The 20,913-nt window shown below is 37.1% G+C and carries 21 protein-coding genes; 13 read left to right on the top strand and 8 right to left on the bottom strand.

Annotated elements, in window-relative coordinates:
• Positions 1–72: 72 nt before the first annotated feature.
• The 13 genes from RM539_RS03170 to RM539_RS03110 all read left to right on the top strand — a co-directional run bounded on the left by RM539_RS03170 (position 73) and on the right by RM539_RS03110 (position 14,406).
• On the top strand, positions 73–1,278 hold the full coding sequence (locus RM539_RS03170; RefSeq protein WP_311485320.1) for a phage integrase SAM-like domain-containing protein: 1,206 nt from the start codon (positions 73–75) through the stop codon (positions 1,276–1,278).
• A gap of 52 nt (positions 1,279–1,330) precedes the next feature.
• Positions 1,331–1,654 carry a DUF6660 family protein gene (locus tag RM539_RS03165; RefSeq protein ID WP_311485319.1) on the top strand — a complete coding sequence of 108 codons (324 nt, stop codon included), beginning with the start codon at positions 1,331–1,333 and terminating at the stop codon, positions 1,652–1,654.
• A gap of 101 nt (positions 1,655–1,755) precedes the next feature.
• The gene (locus RM539_RS03160; RefSeq protein WP_311501985.1) at positions 1,756–6,177 is read left to right on the top strand and encodes a CusA/CzcA family heavy metal efflux RND transporter; all 4,422 of its coding nucleotides are present in this window, start codon (positions 1,756–1,758) and stop codon (positions 6,175–6,177) included.
• Between the two features lie 5 nt (positions 6,178–6,182).
• Positions 6,183–7,379 carry an efflux RND transporter periplasmic adaptor subunit gene (locus RM539_RS03155; protein ID WP_311485317.1) on the top strand — a complete coding sequence of 399 codons (1,197 nt, stop codon included), beginning with the start codon at positions 6,183–6,185 and terminating at the stop codon, positions 7,377–7,379.
• Between the two features lie 6 nt (positions 7,380–7,385).
• Positions 7,386–8,027, top strand: a complete 642-nt coding sequence (locus tag RM539_RS03150; protein ID WP_311485316.1) for a cation efflux transmembrane domain-containing protein — start codon at positions 7,386–7,388, stop codon at positions 8,025–8,027.
• Positions 8,020–8,433 (top strand): Fur family transcriptional regulator, encoded by a 414-nt coding sequence (locus tag RM539_RS03145; protein WP_026914590.1) that lies wholly within the window; start codon positions 8,020–8,022, stop codon positions 8,431–8,433. The genes RM539_RS03150 and RM539_RS03145 overlap by 8 nt, the downstream gene beginning before the upstream one ends.
• A 56-nt stretch (positions 8,434–8,489) precedes the next feature.
• A complete protein-coding gene (locus tag RM539_RS03140; protein WP_311485315.1) occupies positions 8,490–8,846 on the top strand; it encodes a SpoIIAA family protein in 357 nt (118 codons plus the stop codon).
• Between the two features lies 1 nt (position 8,847).
• Entirely contained in the window at positions 8,848–10,815 is a 1,968-nt protein-coding gene (locus tag RM539_RS03135) for a heavy metal translocating P-type ATPase (protein WP_311485321.1), read from the top strand.
• Between the two features lie 81 nt (positions 10,816–10,896).
• The gene (locus RM539_RS03130) at positions 10,897–11,382 is read left to right on the top strand and encodes an asparaginase domain-containing protein (RefSeq protein ID WP_176619446.1); all 486 of its coding nucleotides are present in this window, start codon (positions 10,897–10,899) and stop codon (positions 11,380–11,382) included.
• A 65-nt stretch (positions 11,383–11,447) separates the two neighbouring features.
• A complete protein-coding gene (locus RM539_RS03125) occupies positions 11,448–12,299 on the top strand; it encodes a response regulator transcription factor (RefSeq protein WP_311485314.1) in 852 nt (283 codons plus the stop codon).
• A gap of 209 nt (positions 12,300–12,508) precedes the next feature.
• Positions 12,509–13,345: an RteC domain-containing protein gene (locus RM539_RS03120; protein WP_311501984.1), complete on the top strand. Its 837-nt coding sequence runs from the start codon at positions 12,509–12,511 to the stop codon at positions 13,343–13,345.
• Between the two features lie 161 nt (positions 13,346–13,506).
• On the top strand, positions 13,507–14,067 hold the full coding sequence (locus RM539_RS03115) for a hypothetical protein (RefSeq protein WP_311501983.1): 561 nt from the start codon (positions 13,507–13,509) through the stop codon (positions 14,065–14,067).
• 12 nt (positions 14,068–14,079) lie between these two features.
• Positions 14,080–14,406, top strand: a complete 327-nt coding sequence (locus RM539_RS03110) for a hypothetical protein (protein WP_245812524.1) — start codon at positions 14,080–14,082, stop codon at positions 14,404–14,406.
• 91 nt (positions 14,407–14,497) lie between these two features.
• On the opposite strand, the gene RM539_RS03105 is transcribed toward RM539_RS03110, so the two are convergent.
• The 8 genes from RM539_RS03105 to RM539_RS03070 all read right to left on the bottom strand — a co-directional run bounded on the left by RM539_RS03105 (position 14,498) and on the right by RM539_RS03070 (position 20,907).
• Positions 14,498–14,710: a heavy-metal-associated domain-containing protein gene (locus RM539_RS03105; RefSeq protein ID WP_072875669.1), complete on the bottom strand. Its 213-nt coding sequence runs from the start codon at positions 14,708–14,710 to the stop codon at positions 14,498–14,500.
• Positions 14,711–14,733: 23 nt separating this feature from the next.
• Positions 14,734–16,995, bottom strand: coding sequence for a heavy metal translocating P-type ATPase (locus RM539_RS03100; RefSeq protein WP_311501982.1), 2,262 nt, complete (start codon positions 16,993–16,995; stop codon positions 14,734–14,736).
• 109 nt (positions 16,996–17,104) lie between these two features.
• Positions 17,105–17,671, bottom strand: coding sequence for a helix-turn-helix domain-containing protein (locus RM539_RS03095; protein WP_311501981.1), 567 nt, complete (start codon positions 17,669–17,671; stop codon positions 17,105–17,107).
• A 24-nt stretch (positions 17,672–17,695) separates the two neighbouring features.
• Positions 17,696–17,860 carry a hypothetical protein gene (locus RM539_RS03090; RefSeq protein WP_197051650.1) on the bottom strand — a complete coding sequence of 55 codons (165 nt, stop codon included), beginning with the start codon at positions 17,858–17,860 and terminating at the stop codon, positions 17,696–17,698.
• 335 nt (positions 17,861–18,195) lie between these two features.
• The gene (locus RM539_RS03085; RefSeq protein WP_034892172.1) at positions 18,196–18,516 is read right to left on the bottom strand and encodes a four-helix bundle copper-binding protein; all 321 of its coding nucleotides are present in this window, start codon (positions 18,514–18,516) and stop codon (positions 18,196–18,198) included.
• Between the two features lie 113 nt (positions 18,517–18,629).
• Complete coding sequence (locus tag RM539_RS03080) at positions 18,630–19,637, bottom strand: potassium channel family protein (RefSeq protein ID WP_051931249.1); 1,008 nt, start codon at positions 19,635–19,637, stop codon at positions 18,630–18,632.
• Positions 19,638–19,715: 78 nt separating this feature from the next.
• The gene (locus RM539_RS03075; protein WP_051931248.1) at positions 19,716–19,994 is read right to left on the bottom strand and encodes a helix-turn-helix domain-containing protein; all 279 of its coding nucleotides are present in this window, start codon (positions 19,992–19,994) and stop codon (positions 19,716–19,718) included.
• Positions 19,995–20,334: 340 nt separating this feature from the next.
• Entirely contained in the window at positions 20,335–20,907 is a 573-nt protein-coding gene (locus RM539_RS03070) for a DUF3347 domain-containing protein (RefSeq protein ID WP_051931246.1), read from the bottom strand.
• Positions 20,908–20,913 lie beyond the last annotated feature (6 nt).

Raw genomic sequence — 20,913 nt, 5'->3', positions numbered from 1 at the left:
CAAACAAAATCAATAAATGTTGTACCTATGTTGTACCTAAAATGAGTATATTTATAATCAAAATATTTTGTGATGGCAACAGTTCGAGTAGTATTAAGAAAGAAGAAAAACAAATCTGGATTACTTCCAATTGCAATTAGGATTACAAAAGACCGCAAAAGCTCTTATCTAAACACAGGTCAATACATCGAAGAAAAATATTGGGATGAAAAAAATCGTAATATTAGGAAATCACATCCTAATTCCAGTGTACTGAACAATTATATTGCGACTAAAGTTGCAGAAGCAAACGATAAGGTCATAAAGTCTGAAATGAACCCTGAATATCAGACGGTTTCAGAAATAAAAAATAAAATTATAGTTACTAATGGTCTTGATTTTTTTGCTGTAGCAGAAATGCATCTTCAAAATCTTAAGAATAGAAACAAACACCATCAATATGACACTGAATTAGGCAGACTTAAAAAATTCAAGGAATTTCTCGGTAAGGATTCACTTTCGTTCAATAAACTTAATGTTACTGTTCTTAAAAAATTTGAAACCTATCTCTTACATCAAAAAAGCCTTTCGCCCAGAACGGTAGTTAATTATCTTATACTTATTAGAACGGTCTTTAATTTAGCTATTTCAGAATCCATTACCGACAGAGGTTTATACCCTTTTGGGAAAGGCAAAATGACCATCAGAATACCTGAATCTCAAAAAATAGGTTTTTCCGAAGCAGAAATTCAAAAACTGGAAAATGCTAGAGGAATAACCGAAGCTCAGCAAAAAGCAATTCATATTTGGCTTGTGAGTTTTTACTTTGCAGGAATAAGAGTAGGTGATGTTCTTAAACTAAAATGGTCAGATTTTAATGACGGGCGATTACTCTATCGAATGAACAAAAACAGCAAGTTAGTTTCTCTAAAAGTTCCAGATAAGGCTATAGATATTTTTAATCTATATAGAGAAAGCTCATCTTATGATGATCTTATATTTCCGCAATTAAAAAGTATAGATTTTAGGGATTCTGAAGAAGTAACAAGGCGTACACAATCGATAACGAGAAATCTGAACAGAAGATTAAAGATTGCTGCCAAGCAATTAGGTATAAAAAAGAATATAAGCATGCACATTGCTAGACATAGCTTTGGAAATATCTCTGGGGATAAAATACCGATTCAAATGTTGCAAAAATTATATCGCCATTCTTCGGTGACAACAACTATTCGGTACCAAGCCAATTTCATACATAAAGATGCTGATGACGCATTGGATAGCGTGGTCAATTTCTAAACCATCCTAATTTTGCAACACAGTTGCATCTAAATCTTTTTACCTTTGGTTCGTGAAAATATTTACAATCATACTATCCTTATACTTTTTGGCGCTCAATTTTGCGCCTTGTAGCGATACCGTTCCTGATAGCGATGATACACAACTTGAATTTTCACAAACAACAGATGCAGACCATAACGATAGCGATCTATGTTCACCGTTCTGTCAATGTCATTGCTGTCACGTACATACTATTGACTTTGAGCTAATGACCTTTGAGCCATTTCAAGATCCAATCTCAAATATGATCCTTACTTCTTTTCAACACCACGGCAAGGATTTCCACACTTCGCTTTTTCAGCCGCCACGGCATAATTCAGTTTTCATAGGATAGCTCTATCCTGTTTTGAAGTTTTTCTAATTGAAAAACTTTATGATGTTTTCGCTTTCGCGAAAGCGTACACCTAATTTTTAACTGAATTAATTCTCTAATCTATGATTAACAAAATCATTGATTTTTCAATCAATAATAAATTTATTATTGGCTTGTTTACGTTGACTCTTATAGGAGTTGGTATCTGGTCAATGGCAACCGTAAACCTTGGGTCGGTGCCAGATATTACTAATAATCAGGTACAGGTCATTACGCAATCACCTAATCTAGGAACGGAAGATATTGAACAGTTCGTAACCTATCCGGTAGAATTGTCTATGGGTAATTTGCCAGGCGTTACCGAAATAAGATCTATCTCACGCTTTGGACTTTCTGTAGTAACGATTGTTTTTGAAGACAATATGGGCACCTATCTTCCTCGACAGTTGGTACAGGAAAAACTCAATGAATTGGACGAATCCATACCTGAAAAATTTGGAAGTCCATCTATGGGGCCTATTTCCACTGGTTTAGGTCAGATCTATGAATATACTATAAAACCACAGGAAGGTTTTGAAAACAAGTATTCACCTATGGAACTGCGCACAGTGCAGGATTGGATTATCAAACGACAACTCACCTTACTGGAAGGCGTGGTAGAGGTCAACTCTTTTGGAGGCAGTATTAAACAGTACGAGGTTGCTGTCAATCCAGAGAAGTTGAACAGTATGGGTATCAGTATTTCACAAGTTTATGAGGCTCTCGCTCGAAACAACGTGAATACTGGTGGCGCTTATATAGAGAAAAATAAAATGTCAAATTTTATAAGAGGCGAAGGGCTTATTCGCTCTTTGGAAGACATTAAGGATATTTCAATTATTAACGAGAACAACGTTCCTGTAACTATTGGAGATGTAGCAACACGTGTCCATTTCGGGAATCAAGTGCGTTATGGTGCTTTTACACAAGACGGTAAGGAAGCTGTGGGCGGTATGATAATGATGCTTAAGGGTTCTAATCCAAATGCTGTTATTCAGAATGTCAAGGATCGTATGGCAGAAATTGAAAAATCCCTGCCAGAAGGTCTGACAATCGCCCCGATAATTGATCGTAGTGAGCTAATTGCGAGAACTACCGATACCGTTAAAACCAATTTACTGGAAGGTGCCTTAATTGTGATTTTTGCCCTTGTCTTACTATTGGGTAGTTTAAGAGGTGGAATCATAACGGCCACTACTATACCGTTGTCCTTGCTTTTTGCCTTTATCCTAATGAAGCAATTTAATGTATGGGCAAACTTAATGAGTTTAGGCGCTATCGACTTTGGGATTATTATAGATGGTGCGGTAATTATTATAGAAGGAACGGTGTATGAGATCCAAAAAAGAATCAGGTCTGGCAAGCTAAAATTCAATCAAGCCGTGATGGATAAAGTTGCCTATGATGCCGGAAGCACGATGATGAGTTCTGCTTTTTTTGGGCAAATCATTATTCTCATTGTTTTCACGCCTATACTTTTTCTTACAGGTGTTGAAGGTAAAATGTTTAAACCTATGGCATACACCTTTGGGTTTGCAATGATAGGTGCTATCATTTTGTGCCTTACATATGTCCCAATGATGTCTGCACTCTTTATGAAACCAGTACAGAATACCAAAAATTGGTTTGGCAGATTTGAGCGCTGGCTTGAAAAGGTAAGTGATAAAATCATAGGTGCTATACACAGTGCTTATATGCCTTTATTAAAAGGAGCTCTTAAGCTGAAGCTTATCGTTTTATCATCTGCCGCTTTTCTACTTTTAATCGCAGGTTTTATCTTTTCTAATATGGGAGGAGAATTTGTACCGCAGCTCGATGAAGGAGATATAGCAATGCAGGCGTTTATAAGGCCTGGAAGTTCGCTAACAGAATCCATTGAAGTTTCAAAGAAAATTGAAACTATTCTATTAGAAAATTTCCCAGAAATAAAAACGGTCACAGGCCGCATAGGAGTTGCAGATATCCCTACAGACCCTATGCCTATGGACATTGCAGATATGTACATCATCCTTAATAAAGATATGGATGACTGGACGACAGCCACTACTAAAGAAGGCTTGATTGATGCCATTAGGGACAAACTGGATGATGAACTATTAGGTGTTAATTTATCATTTACCCAACCGGTCGAGTTGAGATTCAACGAACTTTTAGAAGGTGTAAGAGAAGATATTGCCGTGAAGCTTTATGGCGAAGATTTAGAGGTTTTATCAAATAAGGTTCAAGAAATGGCAGCTATTATACAGACCGTTCCTGGTGCGGGTGATGTGAGTGCAGAACGTACAGCTGGATTACCACAGATGACTGTAAAATTTAAACGCGATAAAATGGCGCAATATGGACTGGATATTCAAAAAGTTAATGACTATATAAGTACTGCTTTTGCTGGTGGTACCGCAGGCGTTATCTTTGAAGGCGAGAAGCGATTTGATCTCGTGGTGCGATTTGATGAAAGTCATAGAAAAAGTATTGATGACCTGCGCAATATGTACATTGATCTCAAGGATGGAAGTCAGGTCCCCATTATTGAAATAGCTGAGATTGAATACGTGCCTGGACCTATGCAAATCTCACGTGACAATACATATAGAAGAACGTATGTAGGTGTAAATGCACGAGGCAGAGATGTAGAATCTGTCGTAAAGGATATACAACAAAAATTAGATAAAGAACTGGACTTACCATCAGGGTATTATATTACCTATGGTGGAGAGTTTGAAAACTTGCAAAGCGCAAAGGATCGTTTGATAATAGTTGTGCCCATCGCCCTGTTCTTGATATTTATACTGTTATACTTTGCATTAAAATCCTTTTCACAATCCATAATGATTTACATCGCAATACCCTTGGCAGCCATCGGTGGTGTATTTGCCTTATGGCTTCGCGATATGCCATTTAGTATTTCCGCAGGTGTAGGATTTATTGTGCTATTTGGTGTCGCAGTTCTTAATGGGCTGGTACTTATTAACCGATTTAATTCTTTAAAGGAAGAAGGTGTTACAAGCATAAAGGATAGAATATTTCAAGGGACTAAAGAACGTATTCGCCCCATAATGCTCACAGCCACTACCGATATTTTCGGTTTTTTACCTATGGCATTTTCTACATCAGCCGGTGCAGAGGTACAACAACCGCTTGCTACAGTGGTTATTGGTGGGATGCTTACTGCCACGCTGCTTACGCTGGTCGTTCTTCCTGTACTCTATACGCTCATAGAAAAGAGACGCGAGCGCAAAGAGCAGAATAAGATCGGTGCTTTTAATCCGCAAGCCTTGACTACGATTTTGATACTTGGTTTTATGTTAGGTGGTACCGCTTTTGCGAAAGCTCAACAAATTCAAGCACCTGTGCAACATAACATTGTTCAGGACAGTATCACACCCATCACGTTATCACAAGCCGTAGAAATTGCCAAAGAGAATTATCCTGCACTTAAAGCGAGCCAGCTCGAAATCGAAAGACAGAACACCCTAACGGGCAATGCTTATGACTTTGGTAATACACAGGTATTTACAGGTGGTGAAGAATTGGCAGATGGTCAGGGCATTTATACCTTAATCGGCATCGGCCAACAGAATATCGATCTTCTGGGAATAGGTGCCAAAAAACATTTGCAACAACAACGCATCGAGTTAGCACAAACCGCTTTAAATCTTTCTGAAATTCAGATAGAACTGGAAGTAAAAAAAGCATGGTCAGAAACTTTTCAGTCAAAAAAGAAGTTTGTTTTATACCGAGAATTGGACAGTATTTACGGTCAGTTTGCACAATCTGTAGAACTCAATTATGAAGTCGAAGCCATTTCAAGACTGGAATATGGCGCCGCACGTAATCAGGCTTTACAAATCAATAATAAATTTCAGCAAGCAGAGACAGATTATTTCATTGCATTACAAAAACTCAATCTTTGGTTGACGCCAGATACGATGTACACCGTAACTGATGAATTGGAAGCTGCCGAAATTTCGATTTTAGAGACCGATGATACATTGAATGAACATCCCGAGTTATCAATTTCAAGAAAGCGTATAGACGAAGCACAGGCAAGCTATGATGCGGCAAGAGCAAACTTGCTGCCCAAGTTCAACCTACAAGGTGGCTTGCAGCGTGTAAATGGTGATAGCGGTTTCTACACTTATCAAGCAGGGATTTCCATACCGCTGCTATCGGTTCCAGACCGCAGTCGTGCAAAAGCTGCAAAACTGGATGCACAGATTGCAGAAACCAATGCAGCCTTTAAAGAACGTGAGTTGCAATCACAATTTGTGCAGGCTCAACAAGAGTATGTACGATGGCGGGATACATGGTTTTTTTATAAAACCGAAGCCCTGCCACTTGCCATAGACCAGCGCAAGGGCGCATTGCTCGCATACAAGGAAGGTGCGCTGGATTATGCAGCATTCACACAAATTATACGTGACGCCATACAAACCGAAATGGATGCACTCGACGCACTCAATAATTATTTAGACGCCTTGTTTGAACTACAATATTTCCAAAACTAAAAAAGATGAATACGATAAAATATATGCCGATTGCTGCAATACTAATAGCATTTACATTGACCAGTTGTGGTGACTCAAAAACGGAAGATAGCCAGGTTGAAGCGACCAATTCTCAATTAGAAGATAACCATTCTGAGGGGGAGGCTAAAGAAGTAATGCTCACGGCACAGCAGTTTGAAGCTTTGCAAATGCAAATAGACACACTTGCGCAACGCAATATGAGTGGTTATGTAGAAGCAAACGGTACGCTGGAAGTACCACCACAAAACGAAGCAATTATTACCGCGCTAGCGGGAGCAAATGTTGCATCCATAGAAGTAATTGAAGGCGACGAAGTCAAAAAAAATCAAACGGTTGCCTATATGTCTCATCCCAGTGTTATACAGATACAGAGTGATTACCTAAATGCGTACAGCAACAGTCGGTTTTTAAAACAAGAGTATGAACGTCAAAAAAGGCTTTATGAAGCTGGCGTGGCATCCGGTATGAATTATCAAAAAGCCACGGCAGATTATCAGTCATCTACCGCAATGGTAAATGGGTTGGAAGCTCAATTGCGACAATATAACATCAATGTAAATAGGGTGCGAAACGGTACTATTTACCAGCGTGTTGCATTGCACAGTCCCATTGCAGGTATTGTAGAAAAAGTATTTATAAAAACTGGACAATATGTAGAGCCTCAAACAAACTTAATGGAGATAGTAGATACTGACCACGTACACGCAGATTTGATGGTTTTTGAAAAAGATGTTGATAGGGTAAAGAAAGGTCAACAAGTACGATTTAGCGTTGAATCGAAACCAGGTAAAGAGCTAGAAGCCGAAATTTATTCGGTTAGCCAGACTTTCGAGCAAGATCCCAAGGCGGTTCACGTACACGCTGAAATTGAGAACAAAGGTAATGGCCTAATCCCAGGAATGTATATTCGAGGTAAGATTGAAGTTGATAACAAGCAGACTACTGCACTACCTGAAAGCGCTATTGTTACAGAAGCTGGTAAGGATTATGTGTTTAAAGCGAAAAGGGATGACAACGCATGGAGTTTTACGCCAGTAGAAGTTACAACAGGCGAGAAAGATGGTGACTGGATAGCCATACGTTTTTTTGAAACCCCAGATCATAATTCGCGTTTTGCCTACAATAATGCTTATTATCTTATGGGAGAGATGAATAAAGGCGATGCAGAACACTCACATTAAAATGATATGAAAGAGACAAGAAAGAAAAATTTAAAAGAAGCCAGAATCTTACAGATTTGGAACGTGATATATGATGTTATTGAGGTAGTGGTATCTCTCATTGCGGGATTTACGGCAAACAGTTCGGCACTAATTGGCTGGGGACTGGACAGTACCATAGAAGTTATAAGTGCGGGAACGTTGGGCTGGCGATTACACGGCGAGATCAAGGGCATAGATGAAGAAAAGGTGAAAAGAAGACAAAAAATAACGCTATATGTGATTGCAATTTCCTTTACGCTCATCTGTATTTTCATTTCTTATGATTCTATATCAAAGCTAATCAACCAAGAAACCGCAAACTGGAGCACTATGGGACTAGTCATATTATTAGTCTCGCTAGTCGTGAACCCTATCTTGATTTATTTCAAAAGAAAATATGGAAAGAAGCTTGACAGTCCTGCCTTACTTGCCGATGCTAAGGACACCTTTATTTGTCTGTACCAGACCGTTGTAGTACTTATAGGATTACTCTTGGTCAACTGGCTGGGCTGGTGGTGGGCGGACCCTGTAGCGGCATTACTAATCGTCCCGTATGCTGCCAAAGAAGGCTGGGAAGCCTATAATAAGGCTAAGAGTATCAACTATAACATCGCACAAAATGACTGAAATAGAAAAAAAATTAAACGATCACAGCGTGCGTCCCACTGCTATGCGCATATTGATCTATAAATATCTTGCTGAACAAAAGATTGCTCTGGCATTGCTTGATATTGAAACTGCGTTCACTAAAGCGGATAGAACCACCCTATACCGAACTCTTAAAACCTTTGAGGAAAAAGGTATTGTGCACCAAATAGAAGATGGTACCGGAATCACAAAATATGCGCTCTGTGAGCCAGGTTGCAATTGTGAGATTGAACAAGATTTGCACCTGCATTTTCGCTGTAACAATTGTAACGAAACCGTATGTCTGACAGAGCATAAAATACCACACATTAACTTGCCGGATGGCTATGTCGCTGAAGATGTAAACCTGGTCGTGACAGGTATCTGTGAAAAATGCAGTAACTGACTTTGCACAGCAGTTGCGCAAACATTTCAGTAAATTGTGATGACTAAAAAGAAAAAATGATATATCTACTAAATTCAGAAAAAGACAATTTGATTTCCGCGAAAATCAGCGGTAAAATTTCACGAGATGAAGTTGAAAAGTTGCATCCGCTCATTCACGATATAATTAAAAAAGGAAAAAAGGTCGATTTCTTTTTTGAAATGGAAGATTTTGAAGGATATACCTTAAAAGGATTTTGGGAAGATATTAAATTGGACACGGCACATATTTCAGACTATGGTAAAATGGTGTTTGTGGGTGAAAGGAAATGGCAGGAATGGGCTGCAAAAGCAACCGATTTCTTTACAAAATCGGAAATTAAATTTTTTGAAATGGATAACAAAGAAGATGCTAAACAATGGATCAATGCATAATATGAAAAAGAAAAAAGTAAACTTGCGTGATTTAGAACCAAAAGAAGCCCAGGGCGAGCACAGTCATGACGATGGCCATAACCACGATCACGGAGATGGAAGTTCATTTAAAACATATATTCCTGCTCTCGTAAGCTTTGTTATGCTTATCGTTGGGATAGCGGTAGATTATTTTGATGCCATTCCCCAATTTCAAGGATGGATTCGCATTCTATGGTATACCATAGCTTACTTACCTGTTGGTTTTCCAGTTATTAAGGAAGGTTGGAAAAGCATATTACGTGGCGATGTATTCACAGAATTTTTCTTGATGTCTATTGCTACTATTGGTGCATTTGCCATTGGCGAATATCCTGAAGGTGTAGCCGTAATGCTATTTTATGCCGTAGGTGAACTGTTCCAAAATGCAGCCGTTAACCGTGCAAAAGGAAATATTAAAGCTTTACTCGACGTAAGGCCGAATGAAGCTTTGGTTTATCGTGACGGCGATTTTATTTCAGTAAATCCCGAGTCTGTTGAGATTGGTGAAAAAATACAGGTACGTGTAGGCGAAAAAGTTCCGCTTGATGGTATTTTGCTTTCTGAAAAAGGTTCTTTTAATACTGCTGCCTTGACAGGTGAAAGCAAACCTGATACTATTGCTAAAGGCGATACTGTTTTTGCAGGAAGCATCAACCTCGATGGGGTAATTGAGGTTGAAACCACAAAGGAATTTAAGGATAGTTCCATTGCAAGAATTCTGGATATGGTACAGAATGCAACTGCCAGAAAATCAAAGACGGAATTATTTATTAGAAAATTTGCACGAATTTATACTCCCATAGTTGTATTCCTCGCTATTGGACTTACGCTCCTACCCTACTTTTTTGTGGAGGACTATGTTTTTAGGGATTGGCTGTATCGAGCATTGATATTCCTAGTGATTTCGTGCCCCTGCGCCTTGGTCATTTCTATTCCTCTCGGCTATTTTGGAGGTTTAGGTGCGGCATCACGAAACGGTATTCTATTCAAGGGTGCATCCTTTCTCGATGCAATGACGCAAGTAAACACGGTAGTAATGGACAAAACAGGAACTGTTACCAAAGGTGTTTTCAAAATCAAGGAAATCAATTCCATCACATTTGAGGAAACCGAGTTTATGAAGTACCTGATGGCGATGGAAGAACAATCCACTCATCCCATTGCTAAGGCGATTCTTGAATATAAAGAGGATGGTTCAGATTATGAAGCGACTAATGTTTCAGAGGTTGCCGGAAAAGGTTTAAAAGGAACGGTCAATGGGAAAACCGTGCTGGTAGGCAATAAAGCTTTGATGACCTCGAACCGCATAAAGGTTCCCACAGAAACAGATGGCATTGTAGAATCAATCGTTATGTTGTCAATAGACGGAACATTTGCAGGTTATGTAACCATTGCAGATGAACTGAAGGATGATGCGCACCAGGCCATTAAGCAAATTCGGGATTCAGGAATTTCAAAAATTATAATGCTATCAGGCGACAAGGACTCTATTACACAACAAGTGGCAAAAGAGTTAAATATTAATTGGGCAAAAGGCGGGTTGTTACCCGAAGATAAGTTGAATGAGGTTGAAAAGCTTAAAGAGCAATCCGATATAAGAGTAGCTTTTATAGGCGATGGCATTAACGATGCACCCGTATTGGCAGCTAGTGGTGTGGGTATTGCTATGGGAGGTTTGGGTAGCGATGTAGCCATCGAAACGGCCGATGTTATCATCCAGACAGACCAACCGAGCAAGATTGCAAGAGCGATTAAAATTGGTCGTTCAACGCGACGTATTGTATGGCAGAATATCGGGCTTGCATTTGGAGTCAAGGTTATAGTCCTCATTCTCGGTGCAGGTGGGCTTGCAACTATGTGGGAAGCTGTTTTTGCCGATGTAGGTGTTGCTTTGCTTGCTATTCTTAATGCCGTTAGATTGCAGAAAATGAAGTGGCAGGATTCTTAGACCCCCAATTTTGACTGAGCAAATTAAAGTAGTTTCAAATAAATTAACGCTATCTTTATAAGTAGAGAAAGTCCTTAATTTATGATTCAAATATTCACAACTGGCGGTACAATCGAAGGATTGGATTATACGGATGATGGTGGTATTACTTCCTCTGATGTAGGGATTATGGATTTTTTGGACAAAGCAAATATCGATTTTGAATACACTATCGAAGGTGTTTTCAAGAAAGACAGCCGTGCCATTACAGAGAATGACAGAAAGCTCTTGGTGGAAAAGATAAAAGCTACTAATACAAATAAAATTTTAGTAACTCACGGTACTTATACTATGGAAGACACCGCAAAATATATTGGAAACCGTAGTCTTAATAAAACTATAATTCTGGTGGGAGCATTCATTTTGGGTACATCAAAAGATACAGACGCACCTTTTAATTTAGGTTATGCAATTTGTGCTTTACAATTTCTGAAGCCTGATGTTTATATCGCCATGAACGGAAAACTGTTCCATTGGAGTGATGTTACTAAAAATTTAGATACAAATAAATTCGAGTCTAATGAATAAGCAGGATGTTTGGCACCTCAATACACTGGACAACATTTTTCTATCTATTAATCGATACGATAATAGTGATTCTTGCATTAATTCAAAATCCGAAAATAAAGCAACTTAGTCTTAGAAGATATATAATTCTTGGATGTTTATTTGTTCTTTATAATCTAACCGGCGGTTTTCTACCAGACCATAGTTTTCTCAAACCCTTGATACTTCAATACATAATAACTTATGGGGTAGCAATCGCGTTATGTGTTTACCTCATATATTATCTCTACAAAGATTATGACATTATATTTTTAAAGCGGTATTTCAGCATTAAAAATATTGGAATCACGTTAATTGTGGGGTTTATCATATTATTTTTAATTCCCTATTTGATAACGGGTTCTTTAGATTCAGCCAGAATACTTTTTACCCTTCCTACTTCAGTTCTAGGTTTTATATTTTTGGGATTGTTTTATAGAAGGATCTCTGAAATAAAAAATCAAAACTCTTTCTTTTCCAAAAGAAAAAAATTATCTACTACCAGTATTGGTTGTATAGTACTCTTACCCATTCTAACGGTAATTGGAGATTATCAATGGTTAACTTTTACCGTAATGAATCTTGCCTTTTACACAATAACAGCCTTAGAAATATACAGATACATCTATTTAATCAAAAATCAAGGCAAACTTTATAAAGTATTGAATTTTAATGAGGAATCTGATCAAAATTTGGTTAAGAATAAGATAATATTTCAGAATTTAACCAGAAGAGAATTCGAAATTGCACTTTTTATTTTATCAAAAAGTTCATACAAAAAAATCGCAAAACAACTTTTTATTGCAGAAAACACCGTCTCCAAACATGCTTCTAACATTTTTAGAAAAACAGGTACAAATAATAGAAAAGAATTTCTAGATCGATTTCTAAAAAATTAAATGAGAAAATTTCTTATAAGTAACTGTCTATAGTAAAAATACCCTTTATCATTCGATCCGTACAAAAATACGGAATTCATATATTGAAATACGGTATGTAATTTAGCAGTTTTTATAGAACACACTTATATTTATTACTAACCATTGAAAGATTGTTTTCAAGGTTAACGGTTCAAAGATTTTGTTTTTAAAAAGTAAATTGATGGGTGATGGACTTACAATTAGAATCAGAATTATTCTCAAAAGACTTGAAAAATATACAGCTTCAAAATGAAGAAATTTTGAAGCAAGCCTATCACTCTATTCAATTATGTCGTACAACCCTTTACAAGTTTAAAAAGAAAATTATTTCTAAAGGTTTTGATTCAATGGAATCTGAAATCAATTTTTTTAAGATTATTAAGCAAATACCTTTAGTTCAATTGATATATTATTCAGAAATACATTCGTTTGAGATTCAATTGCCAAAGGGCGATAAAGATGCCCAGCTAAAATCGATTAAGAAAAAAATCAACAAGCTCAATCGCTTCTTTTCGTACAATATCGATTTTGGGCGGTATGTAAATTCCGGTGCTACCCTTTTCGACAAGGAATACTATACCAGAGATTACCTCGAAACATTCCATATCACAACTTCCAAATTCTATTTTCAAGACCCAGAGTTTTGCACGCCAAGGGATATGCTGCTTGGCAAATACAAAGCTTATGATTTATTAGTGATTTACTTGGATGAAAAAAAACATCGCATTCGGAAAGGATTGAATGACAAATTAAATGGTGTTAAACCATTGGAAAAGATACATTGGCCATTTTCAAATACAGATTATGTAGAAATGGTATATGCGCTATGCTCAAAAGGATTGGGTAAACAGGATAATCAAAGCATAATGCAGGTTTCCAAAAAATTGCAACAGCTGTTCGATATAGAACCAAAAGACATCTACAAAACCTTTCAGGACATAAAAAACCGCAAGAATAGCAGGACACTTTTTCTTGATGATCTTTCTGCCTCGCTACTCATAGAAATGGATAAGCGCGAGGAATAAGAGGCACCTTATTTCTCTTTAAAAAGACAGTAGTACGGTTGACCTACGGTTCTATGTTTTTGGAAGAATTCTTTATATAATCTAATGTAGTTTAATACAATATTTCCAATCTAGAACAGCTTGATTACTATTTAAAAATATTATTTATTTCAGATGCTATTGTGCGAGCTGATGACATTGATTTAGAAGAGCGTAAAAACCTTGATACCGAAGGCATTCTTGACCTTATACTTTCTAAACTATATGAACTGTATAATGATGGGAGATATCATTCTATTAAATGGATTCTTGAAGGTAACGGCGTAAAGTTAAATGGTCGTAGCGAGGATTGGGACTATAGTAGAATGCTTGAAGAACGAGGCATCATTGAGACTATGAATGGTCGCGAGGTAAATGCCAAACTAAAACTTGAGGGAAAGTATGCCATTGAACAAGCCAGAAAAGCCCAAGTACCTGACTACTCAAAAATCAGCGATTCTGATGAAGAATTAAAAGAACTTTTGAAAGAGATATTATCCGAGATTAAAAAATCAGGATATGGTCAACAAATCATTTTTGACGAGTTTGAAGAGTTACGAAATGACATTCCACATCTAAGCAAAAAATCGTTTGGCCAATTATTGAAGTCAAAACTTGGTGATTTGGTCGCAGCCAAAGCCTTTGACAAGACTTTGGCCAGCGACATATTTAAACAATTTACTGACCAAATGTTTCCATTTTAACATATGGGAATAATGGCAGACATTAAAAATAGAATAGTTCAATTTTTCCGAAATGAACCACCACTGGAATATGAGGTTACAGAATATGTATTTTCGGACAGACAACCTCTTGATGATTCTTCCAACATTTCATTTTTCGTAAACAATCCCAAGCCAGATGTAAGTGTTACCAGAACTTTTGATAGTGAAAACCAAGCTGTTAATTGGCTTATAGAAAATCGAGATTTCAAAAAGATGTTATTCGCTGCTGAAAAACCTTTTGCTTTTCTTCTGAAAGATTGCGATAATAGAGCACATTTTCTAACAACGACCCGTGCCAATGTTCTAGAAAAGGCTTGACCTTCCGTCGCCTCGCTTTTCTATAAAAATGAACGGCAAAAAAAATGACGACACCTAAGAGGATTACGTAAACCATCCTTATTCAGAAGTGTTAATCTATGGACTCCGCTTTGAACCCTACTTTTTGCAAAGTAGCCTTCACTTCCTCTTCGGTAGCACTATTAGTTTCGACGGTCAGTATCTTATCGGGATTGTTCGTATCCACTTCCCAGCTTTCAACACCTTCCTGCTTGTTTAAAAAGGGGGTAACTTTAGATACGCAACCACCACAATTGATATTTGTTTTGAATTTTAAAGTTTTCATAATTTTTGAATTTATAATTAATATTAAAGTTTTACTCGTTTAAGTCTTAAACTATTGGCAACAACCGATACGCTACTGAAAGCCATTGCTGCTCCTGCAATCATCGGATCTAGTAAAAATCCGTTTACAGGATATAGCACGCCTGCTGCAATAGGAATACCAATAATATTGTAAATGAACGCCCAAAACAGATTTTGACGGATACCCAATACGGTTCTTTTTGATAGTTCCAACGCTTTGGGAATAGATTGCAAATCTGAGGTTATAAGGGTCATTTTTGCAACATCCATCGCAATATCGGAACCTTTGCCCATAGCAATACTCACATTGGCCTGTGCCAAGGCGTGGGAATCGTTGATGCCATCGCCCACCATAGCCACTGTTTTTCCATCGGCTTGTAATTTCTCTACAAAGGCTGCTTTATCGGAAGGCATTACTTCCCCTTGATAATGGGTTATTCCCACTTGTTTTCCAACAGCAGATGCGGTTTTATTATTATCGCCTGTCAACATATAAACTTCAATTCCTTTATTTTGCAGCGTGGCAATGGCCTTTTTGGATGTTTCCTTAATCTTATCTGCAATGGCAAGGATTGCAAGTACTTGTTCATCATTACTAAAAAATATGACCGTTTTTGCTTGTTCTTCAAGATTTTCGGATGCATTGATTAAGGCAGCATCGATTTGAATATCATTCTTGACCATTAGTTTATGGTTACCTACAAAGTATTTAATACCCTTTTCCGATTCTGCTTCAACACCCATTCCCGTTATACTTTCAAAAGAAGTGATTTCGGTGGGTCGAACACCTTGTTCCTTAAAATGATTGACCACGGCTTCGGCCAATGGATGTTCGGACTGTGCCTCAATCGCTGAAATAATTTGTTTGTATTTCGTTTCATCATTACTTTTATCATTCCAAATAATATCCGTTACCAAGGGTTTACCTTCGGTAATCGTACCTGTTTTATCAAGAATGACGGCATTCACTTTATGCCCAAGCTCCAGACTTTCGGCATCTTTTATGAGAATATTGTTCTCTGCGCCTTTTCCTATTCCCACCATAATCGCTGTTGGTGTCGCCAACCCCAACGCACAAGGGCAGGCAATGACCAATACTGCTACGGAAGTCAATAAAGCTTGTGAAAATGCAGTATCGCCACCAACAAACATCCAAACGATGAAGGTAATAATGGATATCCCCAATACGATGGGAACAAAAATTCCCGCAATCTTATCGACCAATTTTTGCACGGGTGCTTTGCTTCCCTGTGCTTCCTGAACCATTTTTATAATATGGGCAAGCAGGGTTTCGCCGCCTACTTTTTCTGCCGTGAATTGAAAACTTCCTTTTTGATTGACGGTACCGGCAAATACTTTTTCCGCTTTGGATTTTTGGACAGGGACAGGTTCGCCCGTAATCATACTTTCATCTACATACGAACTGCCTTTTGATACTTCGCCATCTACCGGTATTTTTTCTCCGGGACGTACCAAGATGGTCTGACCCACTTGGACTTCGGAAATCGGAATTTCCTTTTCTTCCCCATTTTCAATTATTTTAAGCGTTTTGGGCTGCAACCCCATCAGTTTTTTAATCGCTGAAGAAGTGTTCGATTTTGCTTTTTCCTCCAATAATTTCCCAAGGGAAATAAAGGTAATGATAACAGTTGCTGCTTCGTAATAGACGTGAGGTTCGATACCACGACTCAGCCAGAATTGAGGAAATAGCGTGTTGAACACACTAAATAGAAAGGCGATTCCCGTACTTAACGCTACCAACGTGTCCATATTGGCCTTTCCGTACTTGGCCTGTTTGAAGGCATTGATAAAGAAGCTACGCCCGAACCAAAATAAAACAGGAACGGTCAACACCAACGATATCCATTTTCCGGGTTCCCAATCCATAAAGAACATTCCCAGAATAAAAATGGGCAGCGTTAAAATGGCCGACCAAATGGTGCGGTTTTTAATATCCAGATAGTGCTTTTGCTGAAGTTTCTGTTGTGCTTCCGCTGGGTCTTCCGTATCGATAATAAGGTCATAACCCACCTCTTCTAGTGCTTGCTGTAATTTTTCTTCGGAAATATTTTCATCGTAATCGACCAACACCGAATTGCTTGCAAAATTCACGGTGGCATTGTTCACACCGTCGGTATGGGAAAGTATGGATTCTACACTCCCGGCACAGGCGGCACAGGTCATTCCAGTAACCGGAAATGATTTTTTTGTTCCCTTGTCTGTTTTCTTTTCTTTCTTGGGTTCGAATACATTTAAGGCTTCCATAGTAAAGACTGTTTGGTTTTGTTCAAAACAAATTTAGTCATATAACAAGCTAGAAGTATTGTATAATGAGCCGAATGATTTGTAAAATTTTCAGATTCGTGAAATAATCCTATATATCATCTAAATTCCTTCGATTTATGATAGTGGAGTTCTTGAATTGTGTAGGTGTCATTCCAGTAACCTTTTTGAATTGGTTACTTAAATAGGCAACACTGCTATAGTTCATTTGAAATGCAATTTCGCTTAAATTTAATTCATTATAAATCACAAGTCCTTTAATGCGTTCTATTTTTTGATTGATGATATACTGCTCAAAAGTAATACTCTCTACAGCAGAAAATAAAGAACTAAGGTACTTATAGTCAAGATGTAATTTTTCACTTATAAATTCTGGCCATTTTATATCGAGCACCTCATTGGAATGATGGATTTTATCTACAACCAATGTTTTCATCTTTTCGATAAGTTGACTTTTTCGATCGTTTATTAGACTAAAACCAGAATTCCGAAGTTCTTCTTTCAAAAGTTTTTTTGTATATTCCTCTAATTCTTCTTCCAAATATACTTCACCCAGTGTGATGACACCATAAGATAGTTTCAACTTATCTAAGATAAACGCGACTGAACTTATACAGCGTGGACATACCATATTTTTAATATAAAGAATATTGGTCATAATTTAGGTTTTAAATATATACTTTTAAGCCATAAAAGCAACAGAAATAGCAGCAAATAAGGCTGCGAAAAATAAAATAACCAAAGCAAGAATACCATAAATTTTATCTTTTTTAGAAATAGTATCTTTCTTGTATTTTGTCTTTTTCCGGTTTTTATTTTTTCTTCTATCTCTTCTATTTGCACTCATTATATTATATTTATATGATTGGTAAAATTGTCCAGTTAAGAGTTATTTCTTATAATTAGCTAAGAATCAAAAGATATGATCGTCCTAATTTTATTAAGTAACCTCAGGCAAAAAACCGCCCTGAAATTACTTTAAACGCATATATGAAAGTGAAAGGAAAGAGTAGTTTTTAAGGACTGCGAAAGCACAAAATATTATAGATTAAGAGCATCAAACTGGCAATTGACCAGTTGCGACCTCAAAAACATTGAGGTAGTTTTCAAATAGGTTCAAAAACTAACATAGCCTGCTAAATCGTAAATAAAAACCCGGCCTAAACCGGGTCCCAGTTACAATTAAGCCAGATAAGCTTCACAAGCTTCTACACATTCTCTACAAGCCTGCGCACAATCCTTGCAGTGTTGATGATCATGCTTATCGCATTCATCTGCACAATCCTGACATACCTTTTTACAATATTCAACCAGGGCATTCACATCGCTATAACTCGTGGCTAAAATTTGATTTAAAGCAGCACAGGCTTCAGCACATACCCTGTCAATTCTAATGCAATCTTTCATCATCTTTACATTGTCTTCATCAAGACAGGCATCAGCACAATAATTGCAATGGTTAATACAATTTCCAAGTGCATTAATTAATTTTTCATTTCTCATAATATTGATTTTTAATGGTTTATGTCGAAATTATAAACTAAAAACCAAAGTGGGTTTTAAAATTATGCTAAGATCTTTCAATTTTAAAGGTATTTAACAAAGTCCTTAAAATTTTAAGGCTTTTTTTCTTCTAATTGTGTCCATTTCCAGCCATCCTGCAATAATAAGGTCTTGAAAAATCTACGTTTTTTCATAAATTTTTCTTCTATATCTTTTTGTTCTATAGTGGTAGACACCAAGCCGTGTTCCTGCAAAATTGCAACCGAAATTTTTGCAGTATTTTTTTCTTTAATATTGATATGGGTAACTTCAGATATAATTTTAAAATAATTTTCAAAAGCTACAATCAAAGGCCGAATATCTTCTAAGGGGGGCTGTTTTTCCTTTTTTATTTTATGGGTAAGGATAACTAATGCCTCGTATAGGCGCGCCAGTTGCAAAACTACATTGTTACTTTGATTTGGGTTGTGGAAATAATGAATAACCGGATATGTTCTATGATGCTGGCTGTATTTAATAATAGAGTCGGATATATCATCAATTTTATTCGTCAGTCTTGAAAAGTCTTTTTTATTCCAGGAATTAAGTACAATTTCTTGCGGTGTGCTTCCTAAGGTACTAAGTTTTATCCCCAATTTTTGTTGGTCTATAACTGCTGAAAGAACGGGAATAAAATAAGTTACCGACATAGTAAGAAGAATAAGACCTGTAAAGGAATAAATAGTGGTTAGTAGCCTCCAATAATTTCCTGCCGCTATAAAATCACCAACGCCCAGAGTGGAGAGGGTAAAACCGCTATAATATATTACCTCCCATAATCCTGCGGTGGTCTTGGTGGAACTTTGAATTATTGATCCAGGATTGGAATATAAAATCAACACCATACTACTCCACAGGGCAAAGACCCAAATTATTACAATTGCAATAAGCAGGATATAACCTGCATGACTTAAAAATTTTGAGCTTCCGTCTTTGCCAGAAATATTTAAAAATCCTTTCCAGAAAAAATGGGAAAACCGGCTGGTTAACCACCCCCCACCCTGCAAGGAAAGAGTTGTTTGAATAACATCTAACACAATTAATAGATAAATAATTATGCCTAAGATTGAAAGAATGTTCATATTTTATGCTTTATTTTATTTGACCTAAGTAGCCCCTTGAACAAGCTAACCCTGTTAAACTTCCATACCAAGGGAAACTTAGACCATATTTATACTTTTCCGGTCTTTTACTTGTAACTTCCTATAACCTGAAGGGGAAAGCCCAGTTGCCTTTTTAAATGAAGTTGAAAGATAGGCGGCTGTGGAATATCCAAGGTTATCTGCAATCATCGCGATACTCCAATCATCGTAATTTAAAAGTTCTTTTACGCGTTCAATTCGAACCGAGATGTAAAGCTGCTGAATACTCTGTCCCTCCCTATCTGTAAAGATGTGGGTTATATGTCTATAATCGAAGTGCAGGTGCGAGCTAGGCATAGTTGAAAATTTATCGTTTGCGGTGTCTTTTGAATAAACCTTTTTAGTAATTAAGGATTTTATCTAATTAATTTTTCATTACGGCTTTCAATGATCTCGAACCCTAATTTTTCAAATTCTGTTTATAGTTGCTCTTTCTCAACAGCAGAGAGCTTCCTTTCTATAATGGCCTCACAAAGGTTTACCACGGAAAAAGGAATATTCAAATTATTAAAAATTTCTTTTACCACTATAAGCACCTCTAGCACACCACGTTTATTTATGCACCCTTTATTTACTTTGACCCAAAAACTTTTGAACAACCTACAAGGTGCGAAAACCAAGCAAGTTATTCTTACGCTTATTTGATTGTTTCTTGAACTCTACCACATTTCAACATTTTATTTCCGTAATATGGATTAAAAATATCTTTTGAATTTGAATACCAATAGTCTCCTTTTCCTTCAAAAGCCATGGGGCAGTATTGCTTATAGATTTCTCCAGAGGCTAATGCATTCCTTAAAACAGGTTCCATAGCTTCTGTAAGTTTAGAAAAAGCTTCCCGCTGCTTATTTATATTACCGCTTTCTGCAATTTCATTTGCAATAGCCACTATACCCTTCTTATTGGTTGCCGTTTCCGCAAGTTCTGCTGCTTTTGCACTAGCGGCTTGGGAATTGGTATTTACAAATGCGTCTTTAATAGCTACATACAGGTCATAGAGATCAGCAGTTTTTTCATCCTTAAATTCTGCTTGCAATCCTTCATCCTCATAGCCTTTTGCTTCAGCATTTTCATCAATGTTTGGCTGGTGCATTTCATTTTGCATAGGCTTTGGGGCATCCTTTGTGTTTTGGTCATTTTTACAGGAGAATATCGCTAAACTTCCAGCAATGAGACTTAAAACTGTTATGCTTCTAATTATTTTTTTCATTTTCCG

This window comes from Autumnicola musiva, assembly GCF_031846585.1.
GTDB classification, from domain to species: domain Bacteria; phylum Bacteroidota; class Bacteroidia; order Flavobacteriales; family Flavobacteriaceae; genus Autumnicola; species Autumnicola musiva.
This window is presented reverse-complemented; position numbering and strand designations above follow the sequence as displayed.

What these genes read in the sequence shown, in the direction of transcription:
- RM539_RS03170 (WP_311485320.1), top strand. Translation starts at nt 73, where the DNA reads ATGGCAACAGTTCGAGTAGTATTAAGAAAGAAGAAAAACAAATCTGGA.
- RM539_RS03160 (WP_311501985.1), top strand. Translation starts at nt 1,756, where the DNA reads ATGATTAACAAAATCATTGATTTTTCAATCAATAATAAATTTATTATT.
- RM539_RS03155 (WP_311485317.1), top strand. Translation starts at nt 6,183, where the DNA reads ATGAATACGATAAAATATATGCCGATTGCTGCAATACTAATAGCATTT.
- RM539_RS03150 (WP_311485316.1), top strand. Translation starts at nt 7,386, where the DNA reads ATGAAAGAGACAAGAAAGAAAAATTTAAAAGAAGCCAGAATCTTACAG.
- RM539_RS03145 (WP_026914590.1), top strand. Translation starts at nt 8,020, where the DNA reads ATGACTGAAATAGAAAAAAAATTAAACGATCACAGCGTGCGTCCCACT.
- RM539_RS03140 (WP_311485315.1), top strand. Translation starts at nt 8,490, where the DNA reads ATGATATATCTACTAAATTCAGAAAAAGACAATTTGATTTCCGCGAAA.
- RM539_RS03135 (WP_311485321.1), top strand. Translation starts at nt 8,848, where the DNA reads ATGAAAAAGAAAAAAGTAAACTTGCGTGATTTAGAACCAAAAGAAGCC.
- RM539_RS03130 (WP_176619446.1), top strand. Translation starts at nt 10,897, where the DNA reads ATGATTCAAATATTCACAACTGGCGGTACAATCGAAGGATTGGATTAT.
- RM539_RS03120 (WP_311501984.1), top strand. Translation starts at nt 12,509, where the DNA reads ATGGACTTACAATTAGAATCAGAATTATTCTCAAAAGACTTGAAAAAT.
- RM539_RS03110 (WP_245812524.1), top strand. Translation starts at nt 14,080, where the DNA reads ATGGCAGACATTAAAAATAGAATAGTTCAATTTTTCCGAAATGAACCA.
- RM539_RS03105 (WP_072875669.1), bottom strand. Translation starts at nt 14,710, where the DNA reads ATGAAAACTTTAAAATTCAAAACAAATATCAATTGTGGTGGTTGCGTA.
- RM539_RS03100 (WP_311501982.1), bottom strand. Translation starts at nt 16,995, where the DNA reads ATGGAAGCCTTAAATGTATTCGAACCCAAGAAAGAAAAGAAAACAGAC.
- RM539_RS03095 (WP_311501981.1), bottom strand. Translation starts at nt 17,671, where the DNA reads ATGACCAATATTCTTTATATTAAAAATATGGTATGTCCACGCTGTATA.
- RM539_RS03090 (WP_197051650.1), bottom strand. Translation starts at nt 17,860, where the DNA reads ATGAGTGCAAATAGAAGAGATAGAAGAAAAAATAAAAACCGGAAAAAG.
- RM539_RS03085 (WP_034892172.1), bottom strand. Translation starts at nt 18,516, where the DNA reads ATGAGAAATGAAAAATTAATTAATGCACTTGGAAATTGTATTAACCAT.
- RM539_RS03080 (WP_051931249.1), bottom strand. Translation starts at nt 19,637, where the DNA reads ATGAACATTCTTTCAATCTTAGGCATAATTATTTATCTATTAATTGTG.
- RM539_RS03075 (WP_051931248.1), bottom strand. Translation starts at nt 19,994, where the DNA reads ATGCCTAGCTCGCACCTGCACTTCGATTATAGACATATAACCCACATC.
- RM539_RS03070 (WP_051931246.1), bottom strand. Translation starts at nt 20,907, where the DNA reads ATGAAAAAAATAATTAGAAGCATAACAGTTTTAAGTCTCATTGCTGGA.